The following is a 12944-nucleotide window of genomic DNA, read 5'->3' as shown; positions in this document are numbered from 1 at the left end:
CCCGAGAACCCCCCGGTTCAACCCTCCACTTCGGAAGAAGAGGTACACCCGCATGCGCACTCGCACCCTCATCACCCTCGTCGGCTCCGTCGCCGCGCTCACCCTCCCCTTCATCGCCCCGGCGTCGGCGGCCGACACCGTGCTCACCACCGGCAGCCTCGGCGGCACGGCCGTCGCCGTCGGCGATGTGCTGACCGCGCCCCTGGCCACCGGCACCAGCGCCACCCTGTACTCCAGCGCGACCGGCACCAGCGGCATCAAGTGCACGACGTCGCAGTTCACGGCGACCGTCACCGCCAACCCGACCGCGCCGGGCACCGCCACCGAGTCCGTCTCCGGGCAGAGCTTCGACAGCAGCAGCTGCACGAGCAACGTCCTCGGCGTCACCGGTGTCACCAGCATCACGGTCGACAACCTGCCGTACACCACCGCGGCCGTCTCGGACGGCACCCTGACCGTCACCCCGGCGGCCGGCTCCACCATCCAGACCACGGTCAAGCTGACCACCCTGCTGGGCAGCATCACCTGCGTCTACCAGGCGCCCAGCCTGTCCGGCACGTCCAGCAACACCGACACCAGCATCAACTTCACCAGCCAGGCCTTCACCAAGACCTCCGGCTCGTCCCTGTGCTTCAGCGCGGGCTACTTCACCGCGAAGTACGCCCCGGTGACGGACGGCGGCGCGGCGGTCTACACCAACTAAGGAGTACCGGCCAAGGAGTAAGTAGGGCCTGTACGCGTCGAGTCGGAGGTCAGCGTCGACGCAGTCGCAGGACCAGGGCGGCGCCCCCGGTGAGCACCAGCACCGCGGCGGCGCCGCCCGCCACCATGGGCGCCGAAGGGCCGCTCGACGCGGCGTCGGTGTCGGACGCCACCGGGCTGCTGCCCGGCGCGGTGCTCTCCTCGGCCGGGGACGCCGGGGCGGCCGACGACTTCCGCGCGGTCGTCGCCTCCGAAGTGCCCGTGGCCGTAGGGGACTTGGCGGTGGACGACGACGGACTCGCCGTCTTGTCCTTCGAGCCGGCCGTCCCCTTCGAAGAGGACGAAGAAGACGAGGAAGAGGTGCCGCCACCCGGGAACACCACGTCCGAGCACGAGTAGTACGTGTCCTCGGTGCTGCTGTTCTGCCAGATGGTGTAGATCAGCTGGCGCCCGGTCCGGCCCGTCGGCAGCGTCGCCTTGATGCGGTACGCGCCGCCGGTCAGCGGCGGGTCCTTCACCTCGGCGAACGGCGTCGTCGGCAGCTCGGACCAGGTCAGCGGCTTCGACGCGTCGTAACCGGCCTTCGTCAGATACAACTTGAACGTGCCGGTGTGCGCGATCGTCGACGCGTACGTCATCGTCAGCTTCGCCCCCGGAGTCAGCCGCGTCGACGGCCAGTCGGTGCGCGCGAGGTTCAGCCCCTTGTAGTCGGACAGGCCGCCGCCGCACAGCTTCCCGTCGGGGATCACCTGCCGGTCGCGGCCGTTCACGTCGGGGACCCGGAGGTTGTCCCAGAAGGTGAAGGGCGCCCCGTTCGCGGCGACGGCCGCCTTGCACGCGGCCGACTGGGCCTGGCTGCCGCCCTGTGGCGAGCAGGCGTAGACCCGGCTGACCGGATACGTCGGCGCCCCGTGCGCCTGCGCCGGACCCGCCGCCCAGACGGTGAGCAGCAGCGGGGCCATGGCGGCGCCCGCCATGACAGTGCGATGTGCGGTCATCCGGGACATCCGGAACGTCTCCTCGGCCGAGGGCGGCAACGGTCTGTTCGTGCAATACGGGAACCAGGCCCGGCGCGTTCAGTCCGTCCCCTCGCCGCGAACCGGGACGTATCCGGTCAACCGGCCGATGTCCAGGGGTGGTTTCCGGCCTGATCGAGGGTTTCCCCCGTATCCGGATGACCTTCTCTTTGCCTATCGTTTGACCACAGCTGACCCACAGGCAACCCCTGTCGAGGCGGCCGCCCGCGCCCGGCGCTCTCTGGTTCGACCCCCCGCCGCTTCGACGACGAAGCGAATCGACCGCCGCTCCGCGCTGCTTGGAGTACGGCCACGAAAGGCAAGCCCTTGCGCACTCCCACGGCATTCCCCACCGGACGGACCCTGATATCCGTCGCCGCGGTCTCCGCGGCCCTCCTCGCCACGGCCGCCACCTCGGTCGCCGTCGCCCAGGTACCCCCCACCCAGGCCGCCGCGCCAGCCCTGTCCGGACAGACCGAGGCCGCGCCCGGCACCCTCGCCGAGCGCCTCATCGTCGGCTACAAGTCCGGTGCCGCAGAAGCGAGTTCGAACCGGGCCGCCGAGGCCGACGCGACCGCCAAGGGCAAGGAGACCGGCGAGAGCGTCGACTTCCAGCGCCGACTCGGCACCGGCGCCGCCCTCGTCGGTCTGGGTGACGCGCGTAGCACCACCGAAGTCGCCGACGTCATCGCCGAGTTCAGGTCCGACCCGCAGGTCTCCTACGTCGTACCGGACCGGCTGAACACCCCGCAGGCCGACCCGAACGACACCGAGTACGGCAAGCAGTGGGACCTCTTCGAGTCCACGGCCGGGATGAACGTGCCCGCCGCGTGGCCGACTTCGACCGGCAGCGGTGTCACCGTCGCCGTCATCGACACCGGCTACGTCACGCACTCCGACCTCGCCGCGAACATCGTCGCCGGCTACGACTTCATCACCGACACCGCCGTCTCGGTCGACGGCGACGGCCGCGACAGCAACCCGGCCGACCCCGGCGACTACTACGCCGCCAACGAGTGCGGCTCGGGCATCCCGGCGAGCAACTCCTCCTGGCACGGCACCCATGTCGCCGGCACCATCGCCGCCGCCACCAACAACAGCAAGGGCATCGCGGGCATCGCCTACGGCGCGAAGATCTCCCCGCTCCGTGTCCTCGGCAAGTGCGGCGGCTACGACTCCGACATCATCGACGCCATCACCTGGGCGTCCGGCGGCAGCGTCTCCGGCGTCCCCGCCAACGGCAACATCGCCAAGGTCATCAACATGAGCCTGGGCGGCGACGGCGCCTGCACCTCGGCCACCCAGAGCGCGATCACCGCCGCCGTGAACCGCGGCACCACGGTCGTCGTGGCCGCCGGCAACGACAACGACAACGTCGCGAACCACTCCCCGGGCAACTGCAACAACGTCATCTCGGTCGCCGCCACCAACCGCACCGGCGCCAAGGCGTCCTACTCCAACTACGGCTCCGCGGTGGACATCTCGGCCCCGGGCGGCCAGACCAGCACCGGCACCGCCAACGGCATCTACTCCACGCTGAACTCCGGCACCAAGACGCCGTCCACCGAGTCGTACGCCTACTACCAGGGCACCAGTATGGCCACCCCGCACATCGCGGGCCTGGTCGCGCTCATGAAGTCGGCGAACTCCTCACTCACCCCGGCCCAGATCGAGTCGGCCATCAAGACCAACGCCCGCGCCCTGCCCGGCAGTTGCTCCGGCGGCTGCGGCGCGGGACTCGCGGACGCGGCCAAGACGGTCCAGGCCGTGAGCACCAGCAGCGGCGGTACGACGACGGGGGCGACCTTCTCCAGCACCACCGCCGTGGCCGTCCCCGACGCGGGCTCGGCCGTCGAGTCCTCGATCGCCGTCAGCGGCCGTAGCGGCAACGCGCCTTCGGCCCTCCAGGTCGGCGTCGACATCACCCACACCTTCCGCGGGGATCTCGTCCTCGACCTGGTCGCGCCGGACGGTTCGACCTACCGCCTGAAGGCCGCGAGTACCTCGGACTCCGCCGACGACGTCAAGGCCACCTACACCGTGGACGCGTCCACCGAGACCGCCAACGGGACCTGGAAGCTGCGTGTCCAGGACACCGCCGCGCAGGACACCGGCACCCTCAACAGCTGGAAGCTCACCTTCTGACAACAGGCCTGGTGGTACAGGAGATTCACAGAAACAGACCGACTGACCCGTAAGTGATGGGGTGCCCTCAGGGGTACCTGGTCGGGTCGGTCGGTCTTCTGTGTGGCCGGTAACCGGCGTTGACACGTGCCACAGACACCGAAAGTGGTCAAGAGTCGGGGTAGGGGTGACACAGGGATGCAAGTGATGGGAACGTGAGGGGTGTTGGCAGTCTTGGGGTGCAAAGTCGGCACCGTCGCACGGTGAGCTACTGTCTACAGGGGGTAATAAAAAACGGCACGGGCCGTTGTTTTTCCTTCACGGGAGTATGTCAGTCGATGGTGAGGCAGCTACGGGCCGAGCAGACCCGCACAACGATCATCACGGCCGCCGCCGAGCTGTTCGACCGGCAGGGCTATGAATCCACCAGCCTGAGCGACATCGTCGACCAAGCCCAGGTCACCAAAGGTGCCCTGTACTTCCACTTCGCGGCCAAGGAAGACCTGGCCCACACGATCCTGGAGATGCAGGCCAAGGCCTCGCGGCAGATCTCCAGAGAGATGGACAGCCGGGGCTACTCCTCACTGGAGACGTTGATACGTGTCACGTTCGCCATGACGCGGCTGGCCGTCGAGGGCCCCATCCCGCGCGCCGGACTCCGGCTCGCCGCAGGGGAGATCGAGGTACGGCCCCCGATGCCGCACCCCTTCACCGAGTGGCTGGACATCGCCTCCCGCAAACTCGCGGGCGCCGTCGCGGAAGCCGACGCACACCCCGACACCGACGTGGACGCCGTGGCCCGTACGCTCGTCGGCCTCTTCGTCGGCATCCGCGTCCTGGGCCGCACCCTCGAACCGGTGGCATTACAACCCCGCCGGACGGCCGAGATGTGGCACCTGGTGATCCGCGGCCTGGTCCCCGTCCCCCGCCGCGCCCGCTATCTCAGCCTCGCCGCGCGCCTGGAGCGGGAGATCGAGACCGACTGACCCGCCCGGTACGGTGAGGCGCATGCCCGAGACCCCCACCGCGCCCGTCATCCTCGGCAACGAGCCAGGCTCGTTCCCCCGCAGCGTGCTGGCCGAACGGCACCCCGCGATCATCCAGCAGGTCCGGGACGCCTTCCCGTACGACCCCGGGCAGCACCGCGCCCTCGACGCCCTCCTGAAGAACTGCACCGAGGGCACGATCGAGCCCCTTCCTTCTGATGCCGCCGACCAGGACCAATGGGCGGCGTGGGGCACCGACACGTACGCCGGACAGTCCTGGTACGACGTGCCCTGGCTCTGGTCCGAGAGCTACTTCTACCGCCAACTCCTCGACGCCGTCGGCTACTTCGGCCCCGGCGCCTGGCAGGGCATCGACCCGTTCCGCCCCTTCAAGCGCGCCGAACTCGACGCCCCCGAGACGGACGAGGAACTCACCGCACTCGACGAACTGGAGTCCAAGCCGCCCGAGGAGCGCGCCAACTCCCTTCTGCACGGCTCCCTTTGGGGCAACCGCGCGGACCTCGGCTTCCGCCTCTCGGCAGTCGGAGCGGAGTCGGCCGCGCAGGCCCCCGTCCCGGCTCTGGTCGCCGACGACAGCGAGTTGCTCTGGTCGCTCCTCCCCGGCACCGGCACCCTCTGCCTCGTCGCGGACAACGCCGGCCGCGAACTCATCCCCGATCTCCTCCTGTTGGCCCATCTTCTCGACGAAGGGCGCATCGAGCGGGCGGTCCTGCACATCAAGCCGCACCCGTACTACGTCTCCGACGCCACGACCGCCGACGTGGTCGACGCCCTGCACCGGCTGACCGCGGCGCCGGGTGCGGCGGCGACGTACGGCCGCAGCCTCTGGTCGGCCATGGCGGACGGCCGCCTCACCGTGCGCGCCCACCCCTTCTCCTGCGCGCCGCTGCCGTACGCCGACATGCCGGCCGACCTCCGCGCCGAGTTCGCCGCTGCCACCCTGACCATCGTGAAGGGCGACCTCAACTACCGCCGCCTGGTGGGTGATTGCCGCTGGGCCCCGACCACTCCCTTCGCCGACGTCACCGCTTACTTCCCGGGCCCGGTCGCGGCCTTGCGCACCCTCAAGTCCGATGTGATCACCGGCCTGGAGGCCCGCACCGAGGCCGCGTTGGTCGCGGCGGAGGGGCAGCGGTGGCGTACGGGCGGCACCCATGCGCTGATCCAGGTGCGGGGGGTGTCCTCGGCGGCCGGTGTGTAGTTGGGTCGGTCACCGACGTTCCTGCCGGGCGTTGTCGTCGCGTGAGGGGAGTACGACAGAGATGCGTATCGGAGTGGCACCACACCGTCTGTGGCCGGACCAGGAGGGGGAGTTGGACTCGGTCCTCCAAACGGCCGTCAGGGCCGAGGAGTTGGGGTTCGATCATGTCTTCGCCAGCGGTCACGCGGTGGCCGGTGCCTCAGGCGTGACCCCGGACCCGCTGATCCTGCTGGCGGCCGTGGCCGGGGCGACACGGCGGATCGGCCTGGTCACCAGCGTGCTGGTGCTGCCGCTGTACAACCCGCTGATCCTGGCCCACCAGACCGCCACCCTCGACCGGCTCTCCGGGGGCCGTTTCACGCTGGGGATCGGCACCGGCTGGGACACCGAGGAGTACGCGGCCGTCGGCGTCCCGTTCGCGGGCCGGGGCCGCCGGACCGACGAACAGCTCACCGCCGTACGGCAGTTGTGGCGCGGCGAGGGATCACCGCGGCTCGGGGTGCTGCCGTCCACCGAGGGCGGTCCCGGCGTCTGGATCGGCGGACAGAGCGACGCGGCACTGCGCCGGGCCCTGAGCTTCGGCGACGCGTGGCACGGCTCCGGGGTCGACGCGGAGGCGCTCACCGGAGTACGCGCGCGGCTCGACGCGCTCGGCGACGAGGCGGGCCGCGACCCGGGCACACTGGACCTGACGGCGGGCCTGTTCCTCGTGCCGCCCGGATTCACCCCCTCGGTGAAGGTGCCGGGCCGGCCGCTGGGCGGGGCGGACGCGACGGCCGAGAGCGTACGGGACGAACTGGGCCGGCTGTCCGACGCCGGGCTCGTCTCCGCGTCCCTGTGGCTGCCGGTGGCCACGGAGTCGTTGCCGGACGCGCTGGAGTGGGTCGCGGAGGAACTCGTTTCGCGCCTTGCCTGAACGGCGGAGGAAGCGCGTGGGTGCGAACGTCACAAGACGCCCGGGAAACGCATGGGTTCGCCGGTGATTCACGCGATGGTGTGATCATGTCCCCCGCCCGGGATGGCCGTTGAGGGCCGCGGGTAGGGCCCGGCCATGACCCAGCCGTTCGAACTCCCGCACTTCTACATGCCGTATCCCGCGCGCCTCAACCCGCATCTGGACGAGGCCCGCGCCCACTCGTCCACGTGGGCACGCGAGATGGGCATGCTGGAGGGCTCCGGGATCTGGGAGCAGGCCGACCTCGACGCGCACGACTACGGCCTGCTCTGCGCCTACACCCACCCCGACTGCGACGGGCCCGCCCTGTCGCTGATCACCGACTGGTATGTGTGGGTGTTCTTCTTCGACGACCACTTCCTGGAGATCTTCAAACGCAGCCAGGACCGCGCAGGCGGCAAGGCCTACCTGGACCGGCTGCCGCTGTTCATGCCGCTCGACCTCTCAACTCCCGTACCGGAGCCGGAGAATCCGGTCGAGGCGGGGCTCGCCGACCTGTGGGCGCGCACAGTGCCGTCGATGTCCGTCGACTGGCGCCGCCGCTTCGCCGTCGCCACCGAGCACCTGCTCAACGAGTCCCTGTGGGAGCTGTCCAACATCAACGAGGGGCGGGTCGCCAACCCCGTCGAGTACATCGAGATGCGCCGCAAGGTGGGCGGGGCGCCCTGGTCGGCGGGCCTGGTGGAGTACGCGACCGCCGAAGTGCCCGCGGCCGTGGCCGAGGAGCGGCCGCTGCGGGTGCTGATGGAGACCTTCTCCGACGGCGTCCACCTGCGCAACGACCTCTTCTCCTACCAGCGGGAGGTCGAGGACGAGGGCGAGTTGAGCAACGGCGTGCTCGTCCTGGAGTCCTTCTTCGGCTGCACCACCCAGGAGGCCGCCGACACCGTCAACGACGTCCTCACCTCCCGGCTCCACCAGTTCGAGCACACCGCGTTCACCGAAGTGCCCGCCGTCGCCCTGGAGAAAGGTCTCACCCCCGACGAGGTCAGGGCGGTCGCCGCCTACGCCCAGGGCCTCCAGGACTGGCAGTCCGGCGGCCACGAATGGCACCTGCGCTCCAGCCGCTACATGAACGAAGGCGCCCTCGACAACTCGCCGTTGAACGGACCGACCGGCATCGGCACCTCCGCCGCCGACATCGGCGCCCTGCTCGCCGCGGCCGGTGCCGAACGGCTGCGCGCCTACACGCACGTGCCCTTCCAGAAGGTCGGCCCCTCTCAACTCCCCGACTTCTACATGCCGTTCGAGGTCGAACTGAGCCCGCACCTGGACGGCGCCCGCGTCCGCCTCGTCGACTGGATGCACGCCATGGGCATGCTGGAGGAGGGCGTCTGGGACGAGGAGAAACTCGCCGCCGCCGACCTCCCGCTCTGCTCCGCCGGCATCGACCCGGACGCCACCGAAGCGGCCCTCGACCTCAGCTCCCGCTGGCTCGCCTGGGGGACCTACGGCGACGACTACTACCCTCTGGTCTACGGCATCCGCGGCGACCTCGCCGCCGCCCGCGTCACCACGGCCCGCCTGTCGGACTGCATGCCCGTCGAGGGACCGGCGGTCATCGTCCCGGTCAACGGCATGGAACGCGGACTCATCGACCTGTGGGCCCTCACCACCGCCGAGATGCCCCTGGACGACCGGCGCACCCTGAAGACCGCGATCAACAAGATGACCGAGAGCTGGGTCTGGGAGCTGGCCAACCAGATCCAGCACCGCATCCCCGACCCGATCGACTACCTGGAGATGCGCCGCGCCACCTTCGGCTCCGACCTCACCCTCAGCCTGTGCCGCATGGGCCACGGCCCGAAGGTCCCGCCCGAGGTCTACCGCACCGGCCCGGTCCGCGCCCTGGAGAACGCGGCCATCGACTACGCCTGCCTCCTCAACGACGTCTTCTCCTACCAGAAGGAGATCGAGTACGAGGGCGAGGTCCACAACGCCATCCTCGTCGTGCAGAACTTCTTCGGCATCGACTACCCGACCGCACTCGGCGTCGTCCACGACCTGATGACCCAGCGCATGCACCAGTTCGAACACGTCGCCGCGAACGAACTGCCCATCGTCTACGACGACTTCGACCTCTCGGACGAGGCACGCGAGATCATGCGGGGCTATGTGACCGACCTCCAGCACTGGATGGCGGGCATCCTGAACTGGCACCGCGAGGTCGACCGCTACAAGTCCACGTACCTGGCGAGGCGTTCACACGGCTTCGTCCCGGACCGGGTACCGGCGCTGCCGTTCGGCTGAGAGGAAGAACCCGCGGAGGTTCAGGAGGGCTGACGTTCCACCTGGCCCGCTCGGACGACCGCGGCTCGCGCCGGCGCCCGTACCACCGGATGCGGGCGCGAGCCGTCGCCGGCCAGTTCCGGCTGGAAGAAGGTGGCCAGGAAGAAGGGGTGGCCGGGGAGTTCGGCGATCCGGACGTGGCCGTCCTCGTCGTGACCGGAGAAGCCCAGGCCGTGTGCGCGCAGGGTGTCGATGTGGCCCCGCTGAACACCCACGGCGTCGCCGAGGAACCCGTCTGCGTCCTGCTCCCCGACGCCCATCCCCTCGCCGGCCGCCCCGCCCTGCGCCTCGGCGACCTGGCCGCCGCCCGCTGACTCGACGCCCCCGACGCGGGCGTGCCCCTCGCGTAACTCAGGGCCGCGAACGGCGGCGGTGCCTTCCGCCCGGCCCTCCGCCACGACGGCACCGACGTCCGCGTCCTCACCGCCCTCGCCGCCGCGGGCCACGGCCTGACCCTGCTGCCCCGCTCGGCGGCCACCGGGGTACCGGGCGCGGTCGCCGTCCCGCTCACCGAACCACGTGTCGTGCACCGTACGGAACTGGTGCACGGGGGTGCGCCGCGAGGGGCGGCGGCGCGGTTGATGGGGCGGCTGACGGAACAGCGGTGACATGGAGGTGGGCGCCACGCGCGCGTGCGACGGGCGCCGCTTCCCGCTCCTGACCGTCGGTCAGTCTCACTCGTTCGTGGCACGTCGGGCGCCGGTGCGCCGGGTAGAGCATCTGCCGGAGGCGATCCATGGAACAGACTGCGTTGCGTCCCAAGCCGATGCCCGGTCAGGAACCCGGCGGCGGCACCAAGCCCGGCGCCGGCCGGCGCCCGCACGCCGCGCGGCGCCGCGGCCGACGGCTCGTGACCCTGCTGTTCGGCCTGTTCGTCGGGACCGTCCTGGTGCTGTCGGGGATCGGACTCGGCACGGTCGGCGCCACGGTGATCGGCATGAGCAGACTCGCCGAGGCGCAGCGCCAGGCAGCCCGGCACCCGGAGCCGACGACCGCCCCGACCGGCCGGCCCGCGCCCTCGGCGAGCCCGTCGCCGTCGCCCACGCCCGCCGCCGCGACACTCGGCGTGGAGGCCGTGGACGCCGAGAAGGCGGGCGCCCTGGTCGTCGGCGTCCACATCCCCGGCCCCGGCTACACGGCCGGCCTGATCCGCGGCGACGTCCTGCTCACGTTCGGCGGCACCCGGGTCGACTCGGCGGCCGACCTCGCGCGCGCGGTCGCGCGTGCCCACCCGGGGGACGAGGTCACGATCACGGTGCGGCACCACAGCGGCGGCTTCCAGCAGTTCACCGTGGTCCCCGGGTACGTCGTCTGAGCGGGCGTCGCGCGTCGCGGCGCCACCTACGGGGCGTCGCGCGTCGCCCCGTAGGTGGCGCACGACGTGACGCGGACCCTCGGCCGGGACGGCCCCGGACGCTGCGCCGGGGCCTCCTGCCGTGAGGCCTGGTCGGGGGAGTCCCGCCGATCGGCTCGCGTGGCCCTCCGGGTCCGGGCAGGATGCTGACCGTAGCCCCGTTCCGTCCGTCCTCGGAGGCCTGAATGACCGGTAGCACGCCCGCGCCCTTCACCGCCGCCGACTACAGGGCCCGCATGGACCGTGCCGCGGGGGCCGCCGCCGACGCCGGTCTCGCGGGGCTCCTGGTCGCTCCGGGACCGGACCTGGTGTGGCTCACCGGCTACGCGCCCACCGCGATCACCGAACGGCTCACCGTCCTCGTCCTGGCCCCCGGCCGCTCCCCGGTCCTCGTCGTGCCCACCCTGGAGGCCCCCGACGCGGCCAAGGCGGCCGGCGCCGACGCCCTCACCCTGCGTGACTGGACCGACGGCAAGGACCCGTACGCGGCCACCGCCGCGCTCCTCGACGCGACGGGCCGCTTCGGCATCAGCGACAACGCCTGGTCGATGCACCTGCTGGGCATGCAGAAGACGCTGCCCGACACCACCTACGCCTCCCTCACCGACGCGCTGCCGATGCTGCGCGCGGTGAAGGACGCGGCGGAACTGGACCTCATGGCGGCCGCCGGAGCGGCCGCCGACGCGGCGTACGAGGAGATCCGGAAGGTACCCTTCGCCGGCCGCCGCGAGTCCGACGTCGGCGCCGATCTCGCCGATCTGCTACGGCAGTTCGGGCACTCCCAGGTCGACTTCACGATCGTCGCCTCAGGCCCCAACGGAGCCAACCCGCACCACGAGGTCGGCGACCGCGTCATCCAGCGGGGCGACATGATCGTCCTCGACTTCGGCGGACTCAAGGACGGCTACGGCTCCGACACCTCACGCACGGTCCACGTCGGCGACCCCAGCGACGAGGAGCAGCGCGTCCACGACCTCGTCCGCGAGGCCCAGGAGGCCGGCTTCCGCGCGGTGCGCCCCGGAGTCGCCTGCCAGGAGGTCGACCGCGCCGCCCGCGCCGTCATCGACGACGCCGGATACGGCCCCTACTTCATCCACCGCACCGGCCATGGCATCGGCGTCACCACGCACGAACCGCCGTACATGATCGAGGGCGAGGAACAGCCCCTCGTACCCGGGATGTGCTTCTCCGTGGAGCCCGGCATCTATCTGCCCGGCCGCTTCGGGGTACGCATCGAGGACATCGTCACGGTGACCGGGGACGGCGGCCGCCGGCTCAACAACACGGCCCGCGAGATGGCCCTGGTGGACTGACGACGACCAGGAGCCCCCGACACCCCGAACGGTAACGGCGCGACCATGACCCAGGCACCGACACCCACCGCGGACACCGTCCGCCAACTGGTCCGTTCCCTGCTCAAGGACGGTACGGCCGACGGTGCCGGACCCGAGATCCGGCCCGTCGCCGAGGGCGGCGGGCACACCACCTGGTGGGTCGGCTCCCGCCATGTGCTGCGCCTCGCCCCGGACCGTGCGGCCACCCTGCGGCAACGCCGCGAACTGCGCCTGCGCGACCTCGTACGGCCGTATCTCCCCGTCGCGGTTCCGGCGAGCGTGGCGCACGGCGAGTGGGCGCCCGGGCTCACCTACACGCTGGACACCAAGGTGCCCGGCCGGTCCGGCGAGGACCAGGACGTCTCCGCCGTCGGCGAGGCCGACCTGGCCGGGCTGCTCACCGGGCTGCGCGAGGTGCCCGCCCGGCAGGCCGAGTCGCTCGGGATCCCGCGCACCGCCCCGCGCTCCCTGGAGGCCCTGCGCCGCGCCGCCGAGCAGGCCGCCGAACGACTCGCCGCCGCCGACGAGTTCGACGCCGCACGCCTCCACCAGCTCACCCAGCCCGGCGCGATCCAGCTCGCCGCGCAGCCCGGCACCGCGGTCCTCGTCCACCACGACCTCAAGGGCGAACATCTCGTGGTCAGCGCCGACGGCCGGGTGCGCGGTGTCCTGGACTGGACCGACGCGACCCTCGGCGACCCCGCCGAGGACATCGCCGGACTCGCCCTGGCGGTCGGTTCCCCCGCCGCCGTACGCGCCGCCACCCTCGCCGGCTACGGCGCCCGCCCCTGCCTGCGCGGCCTCTGGCTCGCCCGCTGCGACACCGTCGTCCGCCTCGCCGACCACCTCAAGGGGCGCGACGCCGGGCCCCTCCCGCTCCTCAGGACCCAACTGCGACGCACCTGGGAGGCGATCCTGCTGGAGCGGGTGACGGAGCTGCGGGACGGGGGCGGGGGCGAGGG

Annotated in this window: 11 protein-coding genes; 9 read left to right on the top strand and 2 right to left on the bottom strand. The window is 71.5% G+C overall.

The window, feature by feature from the left end; translation table 11 throughout:
* Positions 1-52: 52 nt before the first annotated feature.
* The gene (locus tag ACNFOC_RS40175; protein ID WP_416963950.1) at positions 53-703 is read left to right on the top strand and encodes a Tat pathway signal sequence domain protein; all 651 of its coding nucleotides are present in this window, start codon (positions 53-55) and stop codon (positions 701-703) included.
* A gap of 49 nt (positions 704-752) precedes the next feature.
* Here ACNFOC_RS40175 and ACNFOC_RS40170 read toward each other — a convergent pair whose 3' ends face one another.
* Positions 753-1709 (bottom strand): lytic polysaccharide monooxygenase auxiliary activity family 9 protein, encoded by a 957-nt coding sequence (locus ACNFOC_RS40170; RefSeq protein ID WP_416963949.1) that lies wholly within the window; start codon positions 1707-1709, stop codon positions 753-755.
* A gap of 336 nt (positions 1710-2045) precedes the next feature.
* On the opposite strand from ACNFOC_RS40170, the gene ACNFOC_RS40165 reads away from it, so the two are divergent.
* The 5 genes from ACNFOC_RS40165 to cyc2 all read left to right on the top strand — a co-directional run bounded on the left by ACNFOC_RS40165 (position 2046) and on the right by cyc2 (position 9255).
* A complete protein-coding gene (locus ACNFOC_RS40165; protein ID WP_416963948.1) occupies positions 2046-3863 on the top strand; it encodes a S8 family peptidase in 1818 nt (605 codons plus the stop codon).
* A 317-nt stretch (positions 3864-4180) separates the two neighbouring features.
* Positions 4181-4828, top strand: coding sequence for a ScbR family autoregulator-binding transcription factor (locus ACNFOC_RS40160; protein ID WP_416963947.1), 648 nt, complete (start codon positions 4181-4183; stop codon positions 4826-4828).
* Positions 4829-4850: 22 nt separating this feature from the next.
* Positions 4851-6050: a damage-control phosphatase ARMT1 family protein gene (locus ACNFOC_RS40155; RefSeq protein ID WP_416963946.1), complete on the top strand. Its 1200-nt coding sequence runs from the start codon at positions 4851-4853 to the stop codon at positions 6048-6050.
* Positions 6051-6111: 61 nt separating this feature from the next.
* Positions 6112-6966, top strand: coding sequence for a TIGR03619 family F420-dependent LLM class oxidoreductase (locus tag ACNFOC_RS40150; protein WP_416963945.1), 855 nt, complete (start codon positions 6112-6114; stop codon positions 6964-6966).
* Between the two features lie 135 nt (positions 6967-7101).
* Positions 7102-9255, top strand: coding sequence for a germacradienol/geosmin synthase Cyc2 (cyc2, locus tag ACNFOC_RS40145; RefSeq protein WP_416963944.1), 2154 nt, complete (start codon positions 7102-7104; stop codon positions 9253-9255).
* A gap of 20 nt (positions 9256-9275) precedes the next feature.
* Here the strand turns inward: cyc2 and ACNFOC_RS40140 are convergent, their stop codons facing one another.
* Complete coding sequence (locus ACNFOC_RS40140; protein ID WP_416963943.1) at positions 9276-9920, bottom strand: CTP synthase; 645 nt, start codon at positions 9918-9920, stop codon at positions 9276-9278.
* A 110-nt stretch (positions 9921-10030) separates the two neighbouring features.
* Here ACNFOC_RS40140 and ACNFOC_RS40135 point away from each other — a divergent pair, with 110 nt between their 5' ends.
* From ACNFOC_RS40135 to ACNFOC_RS40125, 3 genes are all read left to right on the top strand, one after another.
* Positions 10031-10609, top strand: coding sequence for a PDZ domain-containing protein (locus ACNFOC_RS40135; RefSeq protein WP_416963942.1), 579 nt, complete (start codon positions 10031-10033; stop codon positions 10607-10609).
* Positions 10610-10833: 224 nt separating this feature from the next.
* The gene (locus ACNFOC_RS40130) at positions 10834-11961 is read left to right on the top strand and encodes a M24 family metallopeptidase (protein WP_416963941.1); all 1128 of its coding nucleotides are present in this window, start codon (positions 10834-10836) and stop codon (positions 11959-11961) included.
* Positions 11962-12006: 45 nt separating this feature from the next.
* Positions 12007-12944 (top strand): phosphotransferase family protein (locus tag ACNFOC_RS40125; protein ID WP_416963940.1); only part of this gene is annotated, 938 nt, incomplete at its 3' end.

The sequence above is a fragment of the Streptomyces colwelliae genome, assembly GCF_048158785.1.
Lineage (GTDB): Bacteria > Actinomycetota > Actinomycetes > Streptomycetales > Streptomycetaceae > Streptomyces.
Note: the sequence above shows the minus strand (reverse complement) of the source record. Positions and strands in the feature narration are given on the sequence as shown.